This window comes from Faecalibacterium sp. Marseille-Q0746 (genome assembly GCF_017377595.1).
Classification (GTDB): domain Bacteria; phylum Bacillota; class Clostridia; order Oscillospirales; family Ruminococcaceae; genus Faecalibacterium; species Faecalibacterium duncaniae.
Window position 1 is genome coordinate 80,152 of sequence record NZ_JAFREI010000011.1, and the last position, 20,243, is coordinate 100,394.

Here is a 20,243-nt window from a genome sequence, read left to right on the forward strand (position 1 = left end):
TTAGCACCAAATCGTGGTAGAATTGTGTAAACGCCGGAAATATTTTCCGGTTTTTGCCCCGGGCATGGCAAAGGATCTTTGCGAAGATTCGTTCTGGAAAAAACAACAAAAGCAGGAGAAAATGTTTGGTGAAGCTGGCAATTGACAAAAGCGACAGTCGTTGGATAAAATAAAGCCAGAAGGGGTCCTGTTTCAAAATGGAAAGGCACCCTGCATATTATGAAAAACACAACAAAACGACTGGAGGTCCCGACATGAAAATGCTGAAAAAACTGGCCGCTTTGATTCTGGCGGCGACCATGGTACTTGTTCTGTTCACCGCCTGTGGCGGTGATACCCCATCGACCCCTGAGGCTCAGGCAGAAGCTCAGATGATGAGCACGATCAATGCAAAGCGTGGTTCGGCAGTACAGCTGTGCAATGACACCGAGCTCAAACAGGAAGCTGAAAAGTTCTTGGATTCGGCGGTAGACATCAACACCGGAGCATGGAAAATTTACAATGCTATAGATGTTCATCGTGATGACAATGGTATTTATACGGCCAAGGTCGTGGTCAAGAATGAGTATACCGGTAAACTGTTGGAAGAGTTCTTTAAGCTGGTAAACAACAAGGATAAGGATGTGAACATCAACGCAGTTGGCAAGTGGACTAAGGTTGGTGTAGCCGCAAAGACAATCAAGGGCAACATGTACATTTCTGTCGTTGTTCAGGTTAACCCCAAAGCATAAGGATACAGTAATACACTCCCCGGAGCGTGGCTGAAAAGCAGCCCTCCGGGGCTTTTTGTATTTGTGGCAAAATCCTTCTGAATGTGGTACAATAAAAGATAGATTTTGTCGAAAGAAAGGAACCTTTGGATGCAGCTGTTTGAACTGGTCAGCCCGCGGCTGTTCCGCCCGCTGGCGGGGCCCAACCGGGCGTTTTATGCGGAGCTGCTGCTCCTGCTGTGGGAGGAGTGCCGCCACACGGCGGATTACTCCATCTCCCGGGCAGAAGCGGTGAGCCGGGCCGAGGATTACTTTGCGGCGCTGGCAAAGCCGCTGGCACTGGATGCCGATGACGCGGGCGACGAAGCCGAACAGCCCACCCGGGATCCCCATACCCTTGCGCTGGGCTTTCTGCTCCGCCTGCGCCGCACCGGCTGGCTGGAAGAGCAGCCCGGCAGCTATGAGGAAGAGCCTGCCCTTGCCTTTGTGCCTGAGGTGGCCCCTCTGCTGGAAGCGCTGGAAGAGATCCTGAACCCGCGTGTTGTCACCTACACCGGCAAGCTGTACAAGGCATGGCAGCTGCTGCAGAACATCGGGGAGGAAAAGAGCCCCTATGAGAATGTTCTGCGGGAGGTGGCCTCCGATCTGGAAGCACTGAACAAGTCCCTGCGGGCGCTGAACGCATCCATCGGGCATTATATCGACCGGCTCACCCGCAACCGCACCCCGCAGGAGGTGCTGGAGCTCTTCGACCAGTACGAGGAAAAGGTGGTGGCCGCCGCTTACCACCGTTTCAAGACCAGCGATAACCTGTTCAACTACCGCGCTTATCTGGAAGAGGAGCTGGACGACTGCGAGGCAGAACACCTGCCCCGGCTGGCGCTGGATTACGCCCGGGTGGAGCGCTGTGCCCCCGGCGAGGCAGCCCCTGCCGTGCGTGCCCTCATCCAGAAACTGCGGGATTCGCTGGAAGAGATGAGCACCCTGATGCGCCAGATCGACCAGAGCCACATCCGCTACCGCAAGCGGGCTGTGCAGCGGGCACAGTTCCTGCTGCTGAGCGACCGCTCCTCGCAGGGCAGTGTCACCGCCCTGCTCCGCCGCTATGCCGAGGAGATCAAAACGCCCGACCAGCTGTTCGCGCCGGATGACGGCCCGGTGGCAAAGCATCTGCACCTTTACCCGGCGGCGGTGTTCGGGGCAAAGCCCCTCTACCCGCCTGCCGCGCCCCGCAGCGAAACGCCGCTGGCCCCGGTGCGGCAGGCCGGGCTGGACGAGGAGCAGCTGCGCAAAGAACAGCAGCTGCTGCTGGACTACGCCCGGATGGCCGTGACTGAGGAAAACGTGGGCCTGCTGGCAAAACAGGCCCTTGCCGCCCGCAGTGCGGTGGCCGCTTCCACGCTGGCGGAGGAATACCCCCGCGATTTTGCCCGCATCATCGGCTTGCACACCTACTCGCAGTCGCCGCGCCGGGCTTACGATATCACCCTTACCGGAAACTGGGTCGAACGGGGCGGCTTCCGGTTTGAAGAGTTTATTCTGACACCCCGCAGGGAGGACGCTGACCATGGCCGAACCGAATAAAATGCTGGAAGAGACCGCAAACTATCTGCTCAATCACTGCTTTGTGCTGGGCGGCGTGGAGGATCAGCGGGCAAAATACCTCTATGTGCAGGATCATCTGCCCGAGGTGCGGGCCGTGTTCGCGCCGCTGGGCTATGCGGTAACGCTTTACCCGGCTCCGCTGCAGGCGGCGGCGCTGGTCAACGAGCATGAGGGCAGCCAGGCCCGGCTGCTGAAATACGAGAGCATCCTGCTGCTGGTGCTCCGCCTGCTCTATCTGCAAAAGCGGGAGAGCCTTGCCGCCAGCGCCGATCAGGTGCTGGTCACGGTGGAAGAGGTGCAGACAGAGCTGCAGAAGATGAACCTGCCCCGGCGGCTGGACCAGCGCACGCTGGAAGAGCTGATGCGCACCCTGCGCAGGTACAATCTGGCCCGCCCGGTGGGGCGGCTGACCGGTCTGGACAGCCGCATCGAGGTGTTTCCCACTGTGCTGCTGGCCCTGCCGGACGCAGACCTTGCCGATGCCGCCGCCGAGAGCAGCCGCACCCGGGAGGAACTGGCCCTCTACGAGCGGCCTGACGGAGATGCCAGCGGGGAGGAAGAAGAATGATCGAATTAAAGCGCCTGAAGCTCATCAACTGGCACAACTTTGAAAATGTCACCTTCGATTGTGCCCGTCTGACCTATATGATCGGTGTCAACGCGGTGGGCAAGACCACCATTCTGGATGCCATCCGCTACTGCCTGACCACCAACCGCAATTTCAATGCCCTGGGCAATAAAAAGAGCGGCCGCACCCTGCAGGGCTCTGTCCACGCCAAGCAGCGCGGCGAGAACGCCTACCGCCGCCCGGGCCGCACGGTGGCATATATCGGAGCCGAGTTCTGGGATACCGTCAAGCGGACAAACTTTGTCATCGCTGTCCGGGTGGAATCCGAGGGCCCCATGCAGGAGCTCCACCCCGGCGACCAGACCTGGTACATCTCCGAGGACGGCATCACGCTGGAAAAGCTGCCCTTCCTTGATCCGCGCACCGGTGCCCCCAGCGCCAAGGAGGACTTCAAGCCCGCCGTGGGCCGCCTGTCCTACACCCGCAGCCCCAGCGAGGCCCGGGACCGCATCTGCCGCGCGCTGGGCATTGGCCGCGCCTCCAGCCCGCTGGGCAAAAAGTTCAACGAAGTGTTCCAGATGGGCACCAGCATGGACGAGATCCCCAACTTCCGGGAGTTCCTGTACCAGTACATCCTGCCCCAGCCTGAGCTGGATCTGGAAGCGCTGCAGGGCGACCGGGTGGAGCTGGAAAACCTCCACGCCGTTCTGGCCGAGGCCCAGACCCGTGCCGCCGCGCTGGAACAGATCGTGGCGTATGGCCGGGAAGCCGCTGACAAAGAAACGGATGCCCTTGTCAACCGGGGCGCGGCCCTGCTGGCCCGCGCCGAAGCGGATGCCAGTGAGGATGCCTCCTGGCAGAGCCATCTGGATGCAGGCCGCCGCCAGCTGGCCGACCTGAACGCAAAATACGAGGCCGCCAAGAACGCCGAAGCCGAAGCCCGCCGGGCCTATCTGGCGGCCCACGGAGCGGCCGGTGACAGCGGCGCGGGCCGGGCACTGGATGCCCTGACCGAGGAGTTGGCCCGGAAAAAGAGCGCGCTGGATGCAGCAGCCCGGACAAGGAACGGTCTGGAAGCAACTGCGGATACCATCACCGGCCTGCTGACCCAGCTGAACCGCAGCGGCTTTGCGGTGGAGAAGGAGCTCTGGCCCCAGCGCCTGACAGCGGAACATCTCCCCGCCCTGACCGAGGCACTGGCCCGCATCGAAAAGCCGCTGGAGGAGCAGTATTTCGCTGCCCGGCAGGCTTCGGCGGATCTGGCAAAAGAGCAGGAGGGCCTGCGGGCCGAGCTGAACGCCGTGTCCGGCGGCAAGTGGGTCTACCCCCACGGCGATGCCGCCACCAAAGTGCGGGATGCCGTGAACGCCGAGCTGAAAAGCCGCGGCATGACAGCGGATGCAAAGATCTTCTGTGAGCTGCTGACCGTGGCCGACGAGAGCTGGCAGGACTGTGTGGAGGCCTGCCTGGGTGACCGCCGGTTCGATATCCTTGTGCCGCCTGCCCACTACGCCGCCGCCAAGAGCGCCTTTGTGGCGCTGGGCGACCGGGTGGGGCCCATCAGCCTGCTGGATACCCCGGGCATTCGCAAGGCGGACCGCCATGCGGAGACGGCCCCCGCCGACAGCCTTGCCGCCCAGGTCACCAGCGAAAACCCGCTGGCCGCACAGTATGCGGACACCATCCTGCGCCGCATCGTCTGCTGCGACACCCCCGATACGCTGGAGCATTTCCCCGACAGCGCCACCCGGGACCTGCTGCGCCATCATCCCTTCCGGCTGGAACGCCTGCGCAGGCCCCAGCGCTATATCGGCCTGGATGCCCGCAGGGAGCGTGCCGACGCGCTGGAAGCACAGCTTGCCGCCCAGGCCGACCGCTGCCGCGAAGCCGCCCAGACCGAAAAGACCCTGAAATCTGCCTACGACCAGTACCAGAACGTCCTGCGGGGCCATGCGCTGGAACAGCTGGCCGAACTCTGGGCCAGCCGGGCCGCGCTGGATGCTGCCCGTGCCGACTACGCCGCGCAGGAGCAGAAGCTGGCCGACTGCCGCGAGAACCCCATGCTGCAGCAGCTCTACCGCGAGGAAGAAGCCCGGGAAGCCGCATGGGAGACTGCCCGCAAGGCCGTGGAGCAGGTGGGCGGCGATATCCGCGTCTGCGAAAAGCAGATCGCATCCTGCGAGGTGGAACAGAGCAAAGCGGTGGAGACCGCTGCACAGAGCCGGGAGGCGGCAGAGGCATTCTTTGCACAGCACCCGCTGCTGGAGCCTCTGGCACAGGAACGCAAAAAGGGCCTGATGACGGGCGGGCGCACGGCCCGTGCCGCCGCACAGACTGCCGAAAAGGCACAGACCAGGCTGGACGATGCCCTGCGAGCGTATCTCACTTCCACGCTGGAACCTGCCCAGAGGGATTACAACGAGCACTACGTCTGCGATTATCCGCTGGGTCTGGCCGGGGTGGAGCAGTACCGCGCCCAGCACGACAGCCTTGTCCGCATTGATCTGGAACGCTACGCCGCCCGGCTGGAGCAGGCACAGCGGGACTGCAAGGACCGCTTCCGCAAGGATATCCTCTTCCGGATGAAAGATGATATCTTCAACGCCCGCCGCCAGTTCCGGGAGCTGAACAAGGTGATGGAGCAGCTGACCTACGGCGAGGAAGTCTATCGCTTTGAGCTGGAACCCAGCCGTGACCCCCAGCTGGCCGCCTTCTATCAGGTCATTGTGGACAAGGGCAACCAGCAGATGACCGATGGCGACTCGCTGGACAACCTTGCCGCCACTGCTGACCCCGTCTACGAGCGGCAGGTGGACGCGCTGATGGAAAAGATCATGGCCGATGTGGATGAGAACACCCGGGCCCGGCAGGAGGGCCGCACCACCTCCGGTGCCACCCTCTCGGATTATGTGGACTACCGCACCTATCTGGACTATGACATCAAGGTGACCAACACCGTCTCGGGCCAGCAGGCCTATCTTTCCCGCGTCAGCCGCGATTCCTCCGGCGGCGAGAACCAGGCTCCCTTCTATGTGGCCATCTGCGCCAGCCTGCTGCAGATCTACCAGAAGAGCGAGAACAGCATCCGCCTTGTCCTGCTGGACGAGGCCTTCAGCAAGATGACCAGTGACCGCATCCGCCCCATGATGGAGCTGTTCCGCCGCCTGCAGCTGCAGGTGCTGCTCATCTCCACCGTGGAAAAGAGCACGGCCATCCAGCCCTACTGTGATATTACCTATTCCATCGTGCGCCACGGCGATGCCAACGCCATTGCGCCGTTCTACCGGGCCGGCATCCTTGCCGATGCCCCGGAAAAGGAGACTGAATATGAATAACACCCTTGCAAACATCTGGCTCTTTGCCACCCACTGGACCAAGCTGGATGCCTTTGATACCGAGGAAGAGCTCAACGATGAACTGGAGCTGCTCCAGCGCCAGAGCCTGCCCACCAAAGTCCGTCAGGTCACGGACAAGGAAGGCAGGGAACAGTTCCTCCTTTACGTCAAACAGGCCGACCGCGATTACGCCCGCTATTGCACCGGCTGGCGGCCCGGCGGGATGATGTGATCCACCCCGGCAAAAAGGAGAATCCATGTCAAAACAGAAAATCCAACTTTCGGATCACTTTGATTATTCACGGCTGATCCGTTTTGTGCTGCCCTGCATCGGCACCATGCTGTTTACTTCCATTTACGGCATTGTGGACGGCCTGTGTGTCTCGAATTTTGTGGGCAAAACGGCCTTTGCGGCAGTCAACCTCATCATGCCTGTACCCATGCTGGTGGGCACAGTTGGCTTTATGCTGGGCACCGGCGGCAGCGCCATTGTGGGCATCACGCTGGGTGAGGGCGATAAAGCTCGTGCCGACCGCTATTTCAGCCTGTTTATGTCAACGGCGCTGATCGCCGGCATCGTGCTGTCCGTGCTGGGGATGCTGCTGCTCCGGCCGGTGGCCCTGATGCTGGGTGCAGAAGGCGAGATGCTGGACTACGCCCTGCGCTATGGCCGGGTGCTGATGCTCAGCCTGCCCACCTTTATCCTGCAGAATATGTTCCAGAGCTTTTTTGTCACCGCCGAAAAGCCGCATCTGGGCTTTTACTTCACGGTGGGCGCGGGCTGCACCAACATGGTGCTGGACGTGCTGCTGGTGGGCATCCTGCACTGGAGCGTGGAGGGTGCTGCCATTGCCACCATGCTCAGCCAGGTGGTGGGCGGCCTGCTGCCGGTGTTCTACTTCCTCAACCGGAAAAACACCAGCCTGCTCCACCTCTGCCGCACGCAGTTTGAGGGCGGTGTGCTGCTGAAAGCCTGTGTGAACGGCTCCTCTGAGCTGATGACCAATCTTTCCATGTCGCTGGTGAACATCCTGTACAACTATCAGCTGCTCCGCTTTGCGGGCGAGGATGGTGTGGCCGCCTATGGTGTGATCATGTACGCGTCCTTCCTGTTCGTGGCGGTGTTTGTGGGCTACGCCGTGGGCAGCGCGCCCATCGTCAGCTACCACTATGGTGCCAATAACCGCAAAGAGGTCAACAACCTCTACCGCAAGAGCCTGAAGCTCATCGGCGTGGTTGCGGTGGTAATGACCATCGGCTCCATGTTCATCATCCCCCATGTGGCCCGCTTCTTTGTGGGCTATGATGAAAACCTGCTCATTCTGACCACCCGGGCCTTCCGGCTCTATGGCCTGAGCTTCCTCATCATGGGGTTCAACGTCTATGCGTCCTCCTTCTTCACGGCCCTGGGCGATGGCGTGACCAGTGCGCTCATCTCGTTCCTGCGCACCCTGCTGTTCCAGGTGGCGGCGGTTCTGCTGCTGCCGCTCCTGCTGGGCATCGATGGCATCTGGCTGGCCGTGACAGCCGCCGAGCTGGCCGCTCTGCTGGTCAGCATCGGCCTGTTCATCACCAGAGACCAGCAGTTCCATTACCGCAAGGCGGAATAACTGCAAACAAAGAAAGGACCCTCGGGGGGTCCTTTCTTTGTTCAGAATGTAAACTCCACGAACTCGCAGTTTTTGATGCCTGCCGCCGCGTACTCCTCGTTGGTCATATCGTAAAAATAGGACTGCACCACCCGGGCAATGCCGTTGTGGGCCACCAGCAGGTAGGTCTTGTCGGTGTCGGCCCGGAGCTCGTCCAGCAGATTGTAGATGCGCTGGGCCAGCTGCATCATGCTCTCGCCGCCGGAGTAGCGGTCGGCAAAGTGGGTCTTGGAGATGCGGAACTCCTCGCCGTCCCGGGGCGTGCCCTCGTAGCGGCCAAAGCACTGCTCCCGGAGCCGAGGCTCACACCGGGCAGGAATGCCGGTGGCCTCTGCAATGGCCCGGGCGGTGTCGGCGGCGCGGGACAGGGGAGAGTACAGGATCTCATCGATCCGGAGACCGCTGGTCCGGAGCTTTTCGCCCAGCTCCCGGGCCTGGGCGCGGCCTTTTTCGGTCAGGGGGCTGTCGGTCATGCCGCAGATCTTGTTTTCCACGTTCCACACGGTCTCGCCGTGGCGGGTGAAATAGACCTTGTGCGCCGCCTTGGTCAGCCTGTGATCCCGCAGGGTGACGGTGCTGCCCTCGTTGATGTCCAGCCGGGTCAGCTCGGCATCCGGGTAGGGGAGAACCCGCTGCGTGCCGTCGGCAGCTTCCAGCAGGACATCACAGAGCACGGGCTGGCCCTCGGGCAGCTCCTCGCAGCCATAAAGCTGCTCCTCAATGCGCAGAACGCGGTAGTTTTTTTCTTCCATCCTCTTCGACCTCTTTCGGGCAGATTGTTTCTTACATTATAAAACGGCAGCGGGGCCCCGTCAACGCTTGACAGCCCCGTGTGCCGCCTGATAAACTAGGCGCAAAGGATAAAAACGCCAAAAGGAGAGAAAAAGTTGAACATTACAGAACTGCGGTATCTCGTCGCCATCATGGAATGCGGATCTGTGAGTGCGGCGGCAAAGCGGCTGTATGCCGCTCAGCCCAATGTGAGCAAGGCGCTGAAAAATCTGGAAGAAGAATACCATCTCCGCATTTTTGAGCGGTCATCCACCGGCATGATCCCCACGGAGCAGGGGCGGCACTTCATCGAGCAGGCCGAGCGGGTGCTGCGGGAGGTGGACAGGCTGGACCGGAGTGTGCAGGAGGAGCAGGAGCGCTGCGCCGAACTGCGGGTAATGATCCCCCACGCCACCTATGCCTCCTATGCGGCGGTGGATTATCTGGAGCAGGCGGCCTCCATTGAGCGGCTCCACATCCACATCCGGGAGGGCGGCTCCATGGAGGCACTGGATCATGTCCTGCGGCAGGGGTATCATCTGGCTCTGCTGCGGTACGCCGTGGAGGATGACGAGCACTATACCCATTACTGCGCCCGGCGGGGCCTGAAAATGGAACCCATTATGGATTTTGAATACAGTCTGCTGACCAACCGGGACGGCCCGCTGGCCCGGAAGGCGATCCGCGACCTGTCTGAGCTGGACAAGTATATGGAGATCCTCCACGATGATTTCCAGCTGCCCGGCGAGGAGGGCGGCGACGGTGTGCGCTGGCATGTCAACCCGGAACGCCGTATCCATGTGTATGAGCGGTGCAGCCAGTTCTCGATCCTGCAGCGGCTGCCCACGGCCTACATGTGGGCATCGCCCATGCCCCGCAGGGCACTGGAGCAGTACCATCTGGTGCTGAAGAAGTGCCCGGCCCAGCGCCAGCAGATGCGGGATGTGCTGGTCTACCCGGACAAGGGCCGCCTGCGCCCCGAGGAGCAGGCCTTTGTGGATCTGCTCCACAAGGAAGCGGCTTCCACCGTGAAATAAAGGGGCTTTCCGGCTAAGGCACGGCAAAGGTTACTCCCTTCAGAATTGACAGAAAAACCAATAAATGGATGCAAAACCGGGCGAAAATAAGCGCCCGGTTTTATTTTTGCTGATAAATGGTCAAAAAATAAACGGAAAAGCGGCAAAAATTCTTTGCAGCTATATCGGAAACGATATGGCCCCATGCCGGAAAGATATTTCTCCGCTGGAAAAAAGTGTGCTACCATGAGGCCAGAAAAGAGCCCCGGGTATGCGGCAGAATGGGGCCGCGGCCGGCAGGGGCAAAAAGGAGGTTTCTGGTATGATTAGTTTCCTGCTCTGTCTTGCGATCCTGGTGGGCGGATACTTCGTCTATGGCAAGATCGTGGACAATACCTTCGGCCCGGACGACCGTGAAACGCCTGCTGTGCGCATTAACGACGGCGTGGACTATGTCGTGATGCCCCAGTGGAAGCTGTTCCTCGTCCAGCTGCTGAACATTGCGGGCCTTGGCCCCATCTTTGGTGCCATGCAGGGCGCTTTGTGGGGCCCCGTGGTGTTCCTGTGGATCACCTTCGGCACCATCTTTGCCGGTGGCGTGCATGACTACTTCTCCGGTATGATGAGTGAGCGCAACGACGGTGCTTCCATCGCGGAGATCACCGGCAAATACTTAGGCCCCGTGATGCAGAACGTGATGCGTGTGTTCTCTGTTGTGCTGCTGATCATGGTGGGCACCGTGTTTGCCGTCGGCCCTGCCGGTCTGATCGTTGAGCTGTGCAGCCAGAGCGGCGCATCCGGCGTGATGACTTCGCTGCTGTTCTGGCTGGTCATCATTCTGACCTACTACTTCATCGCGACCTTTATCTCCATCGATGCGGTCATCGGCAAGATCTACCCCGTGTTCGGCATCTGCCTCATCATCATGGCCATCGGTGTCATCTTTGGCATCTTCACCAACCCTGCCTATACCATCCCCGAGATCTGGGATCACTTCGGCAGCATGCACCCGTCGGGCACGCCCATCTGGAGCTTTATGTTCATCACGGTTGCCTGCGGCGCGATCTCCGGCTTCCACTCCACCCAGTCGCCTCTGATGGCCCGCTGCATGAAGAGTGAGAAGCAGGGCCACTTCGTGTTCTATGGTGCCATGGTCTGCGAGGGTGTCATTGCCCTGATCTGGGCCGCTGCAGGCTGCTCTCTGTACGAGGTCACCGATGGCCTGAACACCGGTCTGGCCCAGGCACTGGCAATGGGTCAATCCAAGGCCATCTATGATGTCTGCTCCAAGACCATGGGCGGCGTGGGCATCGCACTGGCCATGATCGGCGTGGTCGTCTGCCCCATCACCTCCGGCGATACCGCCTTCCGTTCCGCCCGCCTGACCCTGGCCGACTGGTTCAAGATCGATCAGGACAGCTACGGCAACCGCCTGAAGCTCTGCATCCCCGTGCTGGGCGTGGGCGCATTCCTGGGCATTGGCAACGCGCTGGGCTTCATCAACTACACCGTGATCTGGCGCTACTTCAGCTGGACCAACCAGACGCTGGCCATGATCGTTCTGTGGGCTGCTTCCATGTACCTGTTCAAGGAGAAGAAGAACTACTGGATCACCGCAGTGCCCGCCACCTTTATGAGTGCCGTGTCCGCTACTTACTTCGTGCTGGCTCCCGAGTGCCTGGGCGGCCTGCTGAACCATAAGACTGCTGAGGGCGCTATCGTCTATAACACCGCAGTTGCTTACCCGGTGGGCATCCTCTTTGCGATCGCCATGCTGGCGCTGTTCCTCTATGCGACCAAAAAGCAGACGGTGAAAAAGACTGCATAATTGACATTTCCCCCTCTTTAACCCTCTCGATACCCATTCACAACCACAAAAGCCGCCTGCCGGGCCGTCCGGCAGACGGTTTTTTCTTGTGCAGAAAAACAACGAATTGCGGCAAAAAGAACAGGAATGCAGACAAGATGCACAAAAATATGCCAAAAAGTTTGGCAGGGTGTACTAAAAACGGAAAAACACCCGCTGAAACGATTTCGGCAAAGAAGTTTTGACGAGGATACGTTAAAAAATATTTGCCGGGATTCCCGGGAACGGCTGACTTATATAGTTTTTGATATAAGGGCCATTCTGGAAGGATATTACCAGATTTATGAAGATTGTGTTAACATAGGGCCAAGGAATGGCCGTGACGGGGCAGAATGGGGCTCCGGGCACGGACGATAAAAGGAGGTTTCTGGTATGATTAGTTTCTTACTCTGTCTGGCGCTCCTGATCATCGGCTACTTTGTCTATGGCAAGATCGTTGACAATACGTTCGGACCGGACGACCGCGAAACTCCTGCTGTGCGCATCAACGATGGCGTTGACTACGTTGTGATGCCCCAGTGGAAGCTGTTCCTCGTCCAGCTGCTGAACATTGCAGGTCTGGGACCCATCTTTGGTGCACTGCAGGGTGCTCTGTGGGGCCCCGTGGTGTTCCTGTGGATCACCTTCGGCACCATCTTTGCCGGCGGCGTGCATGACTACTTCTCCGGCATGATGAGCGAGCGCAACGACGGCGCTTCCATCGCTGAGGTCACCGGCCGCTATCTGGGCCCCGTGATGCAGAACATCATGCGTGTGTTCTCTGTGGTGCTGCTGATCATGGTCGGTACCGTGTTCGCAGTTGGTCCCGCAGGCCTGATCGTGACCCTGTGCAAGAACGGCGGTATGTCCGGTCTGCTGACCACCACCCTGTTCTGGCTGATCATCATTCTGGCCTACTACTTCATCGCAACCTTTATCTCCATCGATGCCATCATCGGTAAGATCTACCCCCTGTTCGGCATCTGCCTGATCATCATGGCTGTGGGCGTTATCTTCGGTATCTTCACCAACCCCGCCTACACCATCCCCGAGATCTGGGCAAACTTCAGCAATATGCACCCCTCCAACACCCCCATCTGGAGCTTCATGTTCATCACCGTTGCCTGTGGTGCTATCTCCGGCTTCCACTCCACCCAGTCGCCTCTGATGGCTCGCTGCATGAAGAGTGAGAAGCAGGGCCACTTCGTATTCTACGGTGCAATGGTCAGCGAGGGCGTTATCGCTCTGATCTGGGCCGCTGCCGGCTGCGCACTGTACACCATCACCGACGGCAAGATGGTCGGTCTGGCCGAGGCTCTGGCTGCCGGTCAGTCTGCCGCTATCTACGACGTCTGCCTCAAGACCATGGGTAAGGTTGGCGTGGCACTGGCTATGATCGGTGTCGTTATCTGCCCCATCACCTCTGGTGATACCGCGTTCCGTTCCGCTCGTCTGACCTTGTCCGACTGGCTCAAGATCGATCAGGACAGCTACGCAAACCGCCTGAAGCTCTGCGTTCCCGTTCTGGGCGTGGGCGCATTCCTGGGCATCGGCAATGCACTGGGCTTCATCGACTACACCGTCATCTGGCGTTACTTCAGCTGGACCAACCAGACGCTGGCTATGATCGTCCTGTGGGCTGCTTCCATGTATCTGTTCAAGGAGAAGAAGAACTTCTGGATCACCGCAGTGCCCGCTACCTTTATGAGCGCTGTGTCCTGCACCTACTTCGTGCTGGCTCCTGAGTGCCTGGGCAAGATGATCAACACCTATGCAGACGGCAAGCTGGTGGCTTACAACACCGCAGTTGCATATCCCATCGGCATCGTCTTCGCAATTGCCATGCTGGCGCTGTTCATCTATGCAACCAAGAAGAACACCGAGAAGAAAGCCGCATAACCCATTCATAGCGGCAATTTCTCAGTAAAACAAACCGGCCGCTGTCAGCTCAGCGGCCGGTTTCCTGTTTTTGGCTAAGAGTGAGGGTTGGGCCTTGCATTTTCTTTGCCGGAGTGGGAAAATGGGTACAAACAAAAACGCAAAAGAGGGATGAACGTTATGCTCTTCAAACCTGCACAATTGGGCCTTGCCAGGCTCGACCCCGCCGAGCTGGCGGCTGACCGGAAAGCCTGCAAAAAGATCGGCCCCTGCGGCGTGGGCAAAAAAGCCCTGTATCTGAACAGCTTTTACATCGACCGCCGCTACTACCTGCCCTACACCAGCATCACCCGTGTGTTCAAGCGGGTGGCCATGAGTGCGGGCGGCTTTACCGGCAAGGGAATGTTTGCCTCCATGGCTTACCTTGTGGTGGAGTACGACGGCGGCAAACAGAAGCAGTGCAACTTCAAGGACGAGCGGGACGTGGATGCCCTGCTGGAGCTGCTGGCAAAGCAGCAGCCCCAGATCCGGCTGCTGAGTGCCGCCGGGGAGCAGGCGTTGCAGAAAAAGGCCGAGGAAAAGGCCGCCCGCAAGCTGCCGGAGCTGTCTGACGATGCCAAACACACCGTGACGGTCCTGCGCAGGGCAAAGGAGTATCTGGACGCAAAGCCCGAGCTCTCCAATGAGCTCAGTGCTGCCCAGCGCCGCAAGCGCGCCCAGCTCAAGAGCAAGCCGGTCTACCGCTATGTGGCCCTTGCCATCTTCCTGTTCGGCACGGCCGCCGCGGCCTACGGCCTGTACGCGGTGTTCACCCACACCGGCAGCTACGGCGTGTACTTTGCACTGTTCGGCTTTGCAGCCATCTTCCTCTTTTCCAGCTACAACATGCTGCCCACGGCGCACAATAACAACAGCGCCATTATGAAGCGGGCCGATCAGGCCGATGCCGCCATGGCGGAGTATGTGAAGCACTACCCCAACGGCAGCTTCCCGGTGCCCAGCTGTTACGCCCATCCGATCGTCCTCAAGCGGATGATCGATGCCGTGGAGGAAGGTCAGGCCGTGACCACCGCCGAGGCGCTGGATGCCGTCAAGGCCCGCCTGCAGGCTGTCAATGCGGATGTGCAGGTGGAGCAGGAGGAGTACGACGAGATCGTCGCCATCAAAGCGCTGTTCCTGAACCACGATTATCAATAAAACTGACCCTCTCTGTCATCGCTGTGCACTGCCACGCTTTGATGGAGAGGGTTTTTCTTGCGTTGTGGGGCGCTTCGTCTTATAATGAGCACAGAGAGTATTTTGGAAAAAACAGGAGGTTCCCTATGGATATGGTCACATTGGGGCGCACCGGCATCACCGTGAACAAAAATGGCTTTGGTGCTCTGCCCATCCAGCGCATTTCCCAGGAGGACGCAGTCTTTCTGGCCCGCAAGGCTTACAAGGCGGGCATCCGCTTCTTTGATACCGCCCGCGCCTACACCGACAGCGAGGTGAAGCTGGGCGAAGCCTTTGACGGCATCCGCTCCGAGGTCTACATCGCCACCAAGACCGCCGCCCAGAACGTGGAGGAGTTCTGGAAGGACCTGCACACCTCCCTGAACAATCTGCGCACCGACTATGTGGACCTCTACCAGTTCCACAACCCGTCCTTCTGCCCCAAGCCCTGTGACGGCTCCGGCCTGTACGAAGCCGCACTGGAGGCCAAGGGAAAGGGGATGATCCGACACATCGGCATCACCAACCACCGCCTGTCCGTGGCCAAGGAAGCCATTGAGAGCGGCCTGTACGAGACCCTGCAGTTTCCGTTCAGCTATATTTCCGGTGAGCAGGAGCTGGAGCTGGTGCAGCTGTGCAAAGAGCACGAGATGGGCTTTATCGCCATGAAGGGTCTGTCCGGCGGTCTCATTACCAACAGCGCCGCAGCCTATGCCTTTGAAGCGCAGTTCGAGGGCGTTCTGCCCATCTGGGGCGTTCAGCGGGAAAAGGAACTGGACGAGTTCCTCTCCTACATTGATAACCCGCCCCGGATGGACGCAGAGCTGTCTGCGGTCATCGCCCACGACCGGGAGGAGCTGTGCGGTGAGTTCTGCCGTGGCTGCGGTTACTGTATGCCCTGCCCGGCTGGCATCGAAATCAACAACTGCGCCCGCATGAGCCTGCTGCTCCGGCGCTCGCCCTCGGCAGAGCATCTGAGCCCTGCCGGTCAGGCCAAGATGAAGAAGATCGAGGGCTGCCTGCACTGCAACCAGTGCAAGGCCAAGTGCCCCTACGGGCTGGATACGCCCGCCCTGCTGGCCCGCAACTATGAGGACTACAAGCGGGTCCTGGCCGGGGAAGTCAAGGTGTAACAGAGAAAACAAAAAAGATGGATGCCGCACGACATCCATCTTTTTGTTTTACAGCGAAGAGAGGATCGGCTCCCGGAAGATCTTCATGGCCTGCTTGTAGCAGCGGATGAAATAGAGGATCTCCGCAATGGCGGTCAGAGCCCAGGAGCAGGGGTAGAGCAGGTAAAGCGAGGGGATGGTATGGAAGTGGGCGAAGATGGTGTATACCCAGATCACCCGGAACACACAGGAACCCATGATGACGATGACAGTGGGCACCACGGTCTTGCCCAGACCGCGGGAAGCGGCAATGGTGCAGTCCATAAAGGCGGAAATGCAGTAGGCCAGCGCCATGACACCCACACGCTTCATACCGGCATCAATAACGGCGCTTTCGGTGGTGAAAAGGGCGAGGAACTGCCGCCCGAACAGGAACAGGCCGCCGCCCAGCGCCAGACCCACACCGAAGGAATAGGCCAGCGAGATGAAGTAGCTTTTCTTGACACGGTCGGGCTTGCCTGCGCCGTAGTTCTGGCTCATAAAGCTGGCACAGGCCATGTAGAAGGCGGCCATGCAGTCGTAGATGAGCGGGTCAGCATTTGCGGCGGCGCTGTTGCCCTTGACCATGAGGGAATCAAAGGAGTTGACACCGGCCTGGATGAACAGGTTTGCGATGGCGAAAATGGCGTTCTGGAATCCGGCAGGCAGGCCCAGCGCCAGAATGCTTTTGGTCATGGCGGGGTCGAGCTTTGCTTCCTTGAAATGAAGGGCGTAGCAGTCCTGCACCCTGGTCAGAGCGTGGAGGATGAGCCCGGCAGAAACACACTGGGAAATGGCACTGGCCAGCGCCACGCCTGCCACGTCCAGGTTGCAGACGATGACAAAGAACAGGTTCAGAAGGATATTCAGCACACCGGCAAAGCTCAGGATGTACAGCGGCTTTTTGGTCTCCCCGATGGCGCTGAACACGGCGTTGCCGAAATTGTACAGAGCCAGTGCCGGCATACCCAGAAAATACACCCGCAGGTAGAGGATCGCACCCGGCAGCAGGTCCACCTTGGTGTTCAGCAGCCGCAGCATGGCAGGGGAGCCCAGCAGCCCCACAACCAGCAGGATCACGCCTGCGATCAGGCTGACGATCAGGGCCGAGTGGACGGTGTCGTGGACATCGTCCGGGTGTCTGGCTCCGTAGAAGCGGGCCACCAGCACGTTGATGCCGTTGCCCAGGCCGATGAGAAAGCCAGTGAACAGCGTGACAAAGATGCTGGTGGAGCCCACCGCGCCCAGCGCTGTGGAGCCCGCAAACCGCCCCACCACGGCCACGTCCGACATATTGAATAAGACCTGCAGCAGGTTGGATAATGCCAGCGGCAGGCTGACCAGAAGGATCTGCTTTGCCAGAGGGCCTTCTGTCAGGGATCTTGTGCTAGATTTCATGTTCTCTTTTTCCTTTTCCAGTCCTAAACCGTGCCCGCGCATACCGGGGCACAACACCTATTATAAGAGATGCGCACACTTTTGCAAGATGAATCTTTCAAAAAGGAAGAACAGAATGCATCAGTGTCTTGCTGGCGCGGGATCGGACACGGAATCCGGATACAGAGCCGCCAGACGGCTTGATTTTTGCCTCCGGCTGTGCTATACTACATTACACTGGTTTGCCAGTAATGTGCGATCGTAGCTCAGCTGGATAGAGCGTTCGGCTCCGACCCGGAAGGCCAGAGGTTCGAATCCTCCCGGTCGCATGTGTTAATAAAATCCCCGGTACACAAAAGTGCGCCGGGGATTTTTCTTTGTGGCCGGGAGGGTCAGACCTTACTTTAGATTTTCCATAAGTTTTGCGGCCAGCGTTTCGGCTTCTTTGGCCGGGACCCAGATATCCGGAGAAAGGCCACGCATTTCTTCAAAATAATCTGTACCCTCCGGCAGCAGATAGACACATACGGATGTCATTATAACCGAGCATTTGCTGTTCGGCAGTTCCACATGCCCACCATTTCCGATCATACATCCATTTGTGTTTTCTCCGATGATCAGGCTGTTTTCCAGATTATAGGCAAGGTCCATTGTGATTTCTGCAGAAGAGGCAGAGCATTTTCCGCTTAAAAGAATCAGAATGTTGTCGTGCGTTTGCCACCGATGAGCTTGTATCGCTACGGATACCGGATTAACAACGTCATAGCGGACTCCATTGCCCTGTACACGCTGGCGGCTGTATCGGGTGATCCACTGATGAGCTACTTCTTCATATCCGCCGACATTGGAGCGCAGATCCAGCATGGAGATCGCAGCATCACTCATTTGTGCTGCCGCAGCATTGACCTCCTGTAGAAAAGAGACCTCAAAGCTGTTGAACTGGAATACCGGGATTCCATCTGTCTGGCGAAGATCGGTATTCTGGTCTTTGGGAAGCTCTTTGTAATACTGGCTCCATGCGTCTGCTGTCAGTGTGTCGGTACTGCCGTCTGTATAGTGCACCGTCAGCGTTTCATCACAGGTGTGCTTTTCCCATTCTGTCCCATCAAATGTAGCAGGCTTCAGCAGGACCGGATAATACACCAGATACCCCTGCTCAGAGATTGAACGCTTGAACAGTTCATCCAGATCGGGATGATCGTCCACGGATGCAACGACTTTTCCATTGGCATTCTGATAGCCCGAATCCGTTTTTACGAACATCACCTGACGGAAGAAAAACGGAATGTCTTTTTCCGACGGATAGTCCTGATTGATGTTGAAGTGACCGTCCTTGATAAAGGTAAGATGACTTACCAGAATCTTCTGCAAATCTTCACAGGTCAGGCTGTCCCTGCTTTGGACTTCCTGCAGAGTATCAGCCTTTGCCTGATCGAATACAGCGTGTCCGCCAAAATAATCGTAGAGAGCATAATCATAGTAGAGCGCGTCGAAGAGGTAATTCACATCTGCTTTCGCTTCATCTACGGTAAGTTCCTTTTCGGCATCGTATTCGCTGTAGGTATCGGTAAAGTAATCTGTATCTTTCTGTGCATCGGCGGGGTCATCGTAATGCCGCAGATAGGGTGTCGGGTCGGCGGCAGGAGCCGCTTCCCAACGCTGATGCTCCGTATTGATCTCATCCAACAGTTCGGCCTTTGTGGGCTGAGAATCCTTCACAAGCTGGGTGACTTTGGTACAGCCAGAAAGGTTTATGAGCACGATCAGACAGCAGAGCAGAGATGCAAGTTTGGACTTCATGGTGTAGGACTCCTTTTGATTTTGATATTACCCTTTCCGATTTTTCTGCCAGATGCGGTATAGGCCGTCCGTGATCAGATACTCCCGGTATTCGATCGGCGTGCGGCAGGCCTCCCGGATGGTGCGGGGCAGGTTGCCGGTGGCATAAAAGCGGATATCCGGGCCAAGCTCTGCCTGAAAACGCTCGGCCAGCCCATCCAGCAGCCCGGCGGTGCCCAGCACAAAACCGTTCTGTAAGCAGGCAGAGGTGTTCTTGCCCAAGATCGAGGAGGAAGCTGGAGCGGAGAGGTCGATCTGGGGCAGCTGGGCAGTTTTTTGCACCAGCGCGGAAAGGGAAAGCTGCGGCCCGGGCAGGATGACACCGCCCACCAGCTCCTGTTTGCCGTTGACTGCCATGATGGAGATGGCGGTATCTGCCGAGATGACCGCCAGCGGTCCGGGCCCCTCCTCCAGTGCGGCCACCGCACCGCACAGCAGTTCTGCGCCCAGCTGGGCCGGGTTGTCCAGCCGCAGTTTGATGCCGCTTTTCAGGCCGGGGCCAACGGTCAGGAAGCGGGCAGAGCAGAACATCCGCAGCGCATCCAATACCCGGCCTGTCAGTGCGGGCACCACACTGCCCAGAATGCCGCCCTCGATCCGCTCGGGGGCAACCTGATATAAGGAGAGCAGATTCAGCAGATTCATGGCGTATTCGTCCACCGTTGCGGCCGGGCTGGAATGCAGCCGCCCGCTGAACTGCAGGGTGTCGTGTTCGTAGCCGGCAATCGTGATGTGTGTGTTGCCGATGTTGACCGTAAGGATCATGGTTGGGGCCTCCTCCGCTCTATAATGTAATTATATAATATAACACCGCCCCGGAAACTGCAAGGGCTCTCCCCTTGGCAAAGGGGAGACGAAATGGCCGTGGCCATTTCGGAGGGGTTCAAAAACCTGCCCGGAAGCACTCCTTTTGCGAAATATAGAAAAAAACTCAAAAAAGATGCAAAAAGGTGTTGACAGAAGCTCATGGATATGGTATTATACTTGAGCGCCAAGGGCCGCCGGAAAGAATGACTTCTGAAAGCGGCAGAAGCAAAGCGAAAGAGCCAATATGGATACGTTGAAAAACGAGCCACAAGTTCGAAAAGATCGAAAAGCTTCCAAAAAAGTGCTTGACAAAAAATCACATCTGTGGTAAAATAATCAAGCTGTCAGCCGCTAAGGCTGAGGCGCACAGGACCTTGAAAATTGAACAATATCGAAAAACTTGTAACGGAACCTATTTTCGTGTTGGAAAAACACGTTAAACAATTCCAAACAAAGTAATTCACACAGGACGCAAG

At 58.4% G+C, this 20,243-nt stretch carries 16 protein-coding genes and 1 tRNA gene; 13 read left to right on the forward strand and 4 right to left on the reverse strand.

Annotation, left to right across the window (positions count from 1 at the left end):
• The first annotated feature begins 254 nt into the window (after positions 1 to 254).
• The 6 genes from J3351_RS08085 (at position 255) to J3351_RS08110 (ending at position 7,828) form a co-directional block, all read left to right on the forward strand.
• Positions 255 to 731: a hypothetical protein gene (locus J3351_RS08085; RefSeq protein WP_207697492.1), complete on the forward strand. Its 477-nt coding sequence runs from the start codon at positions 255 to 257 to the stop codon at positions 729 to 731.
• Positions 732 to 860: 129 nt separating this feature from the next.
• Entirely contained in the window at positions 861 to 2,294 is a 1,434-nt protein-coding gene (locus J3351_RS08090; protein WP_207697493.1) for a Wadjet anti-phage system protein JetA family protein, read from the forward strand.
• Complete coding sequence (locus J3351_RS08095; protein ID WP_005929221.1) at positions 2,278 to 2,883, forward strand: DUF4194 domain-containing protein; 606 nt, start codon at positions 2,278 to 2,280, stop codon at positions 2,881 to 2,883. The genes J3351_RS08090 and J3351_RS08095 overlap by 17 nt, the downstream gene beginning before the upstream one ends.
• Positions 2,880 to 6,218: an ATP-binding protein gene (locus J3351_RS08100; protein ID WP_207697494.1), complete on the forward strand. Its 3,339-nt coding sequence runs from the start codon at positions 2,880 to 2,882 to the stop codon at positions 6,216 to 6,218. Before J3351_RS08095 ends, J3351_RS08100 begins: the two co-directional genes overlap by 4 nt.
• Complete coding sequence (locus J3351_RS08105) at positions 6,211 to 6,450, forward strand: hypothetical protein (RefSeq protein ID WP_005929223.1); 240 nt, start codon at positions 6,211 to 6,213, stop codon at positions 6,448 to 6,450. Before J3351_RS08100 ends, J3351_RS08105 begins: the two co-directional genes overlap by 8 nt.
• Before the next feature lie 25 nt (positions 6,451 to 6,475).
• Positions 6,476 to 7,828, forward strand: coding sequence for an MATE family efflux transporter (locus tag J3351_RS08110; RefSeq protein WP_156181974.1), 1,353 nt, complete (start codon positions 6,476 to 6,478; stop codon positions 7,826 to 7,828).
• Positions 7,829 to 7,869: 41 nt separating this feature from the next.
• Here the strand turns inward: J3351_RS08110 and J3351_RS08115 are convergent, their stop codons facing one another.
• Positions 7,870 to 8,418, reverse strand: coding sequence for a histidine phosphatase family protein (locus J3351_RS08115; RefSeq protein ID WP_207697497.1), 549 nt, complete (start codon positions 8,416 to 8,418; stop codon positions 7,870 to 7,872).
• A gap of 336 nt (positions 8,419 to 8,754) precedes the next feature.
• Between J3351_RS08115 and J3351_RS08125 the strand changes: the two genes are divergently transcribed.
• From J3351_RS08125 to J3351_RS08150, 6 genes are all read left to right on the forward strand, one after another.
• Positions 8,755 to 9,675 carry a LysR family transcriptional regulator gene (locus J3351_RS08125; protein WP_005929228.1) on the forward strand — a complete coding sequence of 307 codons (921 nt, stop codon included), beginning with the start codon at positions 8,755 to 8,757 and terminating at the stop codon, positions 9,673 to 9,675.
• Between the two features lie 64 nt (positions 9,676 to 9,739).
• Complete coding sequence (locus J3351_RS08130) at positions 9,740 to 9,904, forward strand: hypothetical protein (RefSeq protein ID WP_154277211.1); 165 nt, start codon at positions 9,740 to 9,742, stop codon at positions 9,902 to 9,904.
• A gap of 72 nt (positions 9,905 to 9,976) precedes the next feature.
• Entirely contained in the window at positions 9,977 to 11,482 is a 1,506-nt protein-coding gene (locus J3351_RS08135) for a carbon starvation protein A (protein WP_207697495.1), read from the forward strand.
• Positions 11,483 to 11,893: 411 nt separating this feature from the next.
• Positions 11,894 to 13,399: a carbon starvation protein A gene (locus J3351_RS08140; protein WP_156062291.1), complete on the forward strand. Its 1,506-nt coding sequence runs from the start codon at positions 11,894 to 11,896 to the stop codon at positions 13,397 to 13,399.
• 159 nt (positions 13,400 to 13,558) lie between these two features.
• A complete protein-coding gene (locus J3351_RS08145; protein WP_154277208.1) occupies positions 13,559 to 14,575 on the forward strand; it encodes an ATPase P in 1,017 nt (338 codons plus the stop codon).
• A gap of 125 nt (positions 14,576 to 14,700) precedes the next feature.
• Positions 14,701 to 15,726: an aldo/keto reductase gene (locus J3351_RS08150; RefSeq protein WP_207697496.1), complete on the forward strand. Its 1,026-nt coding sequence runs from the start codon at positions 14,701 to 14,703 to the stop codon at positions 15,724 to 15,726.
• Positions 15,727 to 15,774: 48 nt separating this feature from the next.
• Here the strand turns inward: J3351_RS08150 and J3351_RS08155 are convergent, their stop codons facing one another.
• Positions 15,775 to 17,142 (reverse strand): MATE family efflux transporter, encoded by a 1,368-nt coding sequence (locus J3351_RS08155; protein WP_035393280.1) that lies wholly within the window; start codon positions 17,140 to 17,142, stop codon positions 15,775 to 15,777.
• 234 nt (positions 17,143 to 17,376) lie between these two features.
• Between J3351_RS08155 and J3351_RS08160 the strand changes: the two genes are divergently transcribed.
• Positions 17,377 to 17,450 (forward strand) — tRNA-Arg (locus J3351_RS08160).
• A gap of 70 nt (positions 17,451 to 17,520) precedes the next feature.
• Here the strand turns inward: J3351_RS08160 and J3351_RS08165 are convergent.
• The gene (locus J3351_RS08165; RefSeq protein WP_097773114.1) at positions 17,521 to 18,921 is read right to left on the reverse strand and encodes a S41 family peptidase; all 1,401 of its coding nucleotides are present in this window, start codon (positions 18,919 to 18,921) and stop codon (positions 17,521 to 17,523) included.
• A gap of 27 nt (positions 18,922 to 18,948) precedes the next feature.
• Positions 18,949 to 19,725 (reverse strand): type III pantothenate kinase, encoded by a 777-nt coding sequence (locus tag J3351_RS08170; protein WP_005929247.1) that lies wholly within the window; start codon positions 19,723 to 19,725, stop codon positions 18,949 to 18,951.
• Positions 19,726 to 20,243: the final 518 nt, after the last annotated feature.

What these genes read in the sequence shown, in the direction of transcription:
- J3351_RS08085 (WP_207697492.1), top strand. Translation starts at nt 255, where the DNA reads ATGAAAATGCTGAAAAAACTGGCCGCTTTGATTCTGGCGGCGACCATG.
- J3351_RS08090 (WP_207697493.1), top strand. Translation starts at nt 861, where the DNA reads ATGCAGCTGTTTGAACTGGTCAGCCCGCGGCTGTTCCGCCCGCTGGCG.
- J3351_RS08095 (WP_005929221.1), top strand. Translation starts at nt 2,278, where the DNA reads ATGGCCGAACCGAATAAAATGCTGGAAGAGACCGCAAACTATCTGCTC.
- J3351_RS08100 (WP_207697494.1), top strand. Translation starts at nt 2,880, where the DNA reads ATGATCGAATTAAAGCGCCTGAAGCTCATCAACTGGCACAACTTTGAA.
- J3351_RS08105 (WP_005929223.1), top strand. Translation starts at nt 6,211, where the DNA reads ATGAATAACACCCTTGCAAACATCTGGCTCTTTGCCACCCACTGGACC.
- J3351_RS08110 (WP_156181974.1), top strand. Translation starts at nt 6,476, where the DNA reads ATGTCAAAACAGAAAATCCAACTTTCGGATCACTTTGATTATTCACGG.
- J3351_RS08130 (WP_154277211.1), top strand. Translation starts at nt 9,740, where the DNA reads ATGGATGCAAAACCGGGCGAAAATAAGCGCCCGGTTTTATTTTTGCTG.
- J3351_RS08135 (WP_207697495.1), top strand. Translation starts at nt 9,977, where the DNA reads ATGATTAGTTTCCTGCTCTGTCTTGCGATCCTGGTGGGCGGATACTTC.
- J3351_RS08140 (WP_156062291.1), top strand. Translation starts at nt 11,894, where the DNA reads ATGATTAGTTTCTTACTCTGTCTGGCGCTCCTGATCATCGGCTACTTT.
- J3351_RS08145 (WP_154277208.1), top strand. Translation starts at nt 13,559, where the DNA reads ATGCTCTTCAAACCTGCACAATTGGGCCTTGCCAGGCTCGACCCCGCC.
- J3351_RS08150 (WP_207697496.1), top strand. Translation starts at nt 14,701, where the DNA reads ATGGATATGGTCACATTGGGGCGCACCGGCATCACCGTGAACAAAAAT.
- J3351_RS08155 (WP_035393280.1), bottom strand. Translation starts at nt 17,142, where the DNA reads ATGAAATCTAGCACAAGATCCCTGACAGAAGGCCCTCTGGCAAAGCAG.
- J3351_RS08165 (WP_097773114.1), bottom strand. Translation starts at nt 18,921, where the DNA reads ATGAAGTCCAAACTTGCATCTCTGCTCTGCTGTCTGATCGTGCTCATA.
- J3351_RS08170 (WP_005929247.1), bottom strand. Translation starts at nt 19,725, where the DNA reads ATGATCCTTACGGTCAACATCGGCAACACACACATCACGATTGCCGGC.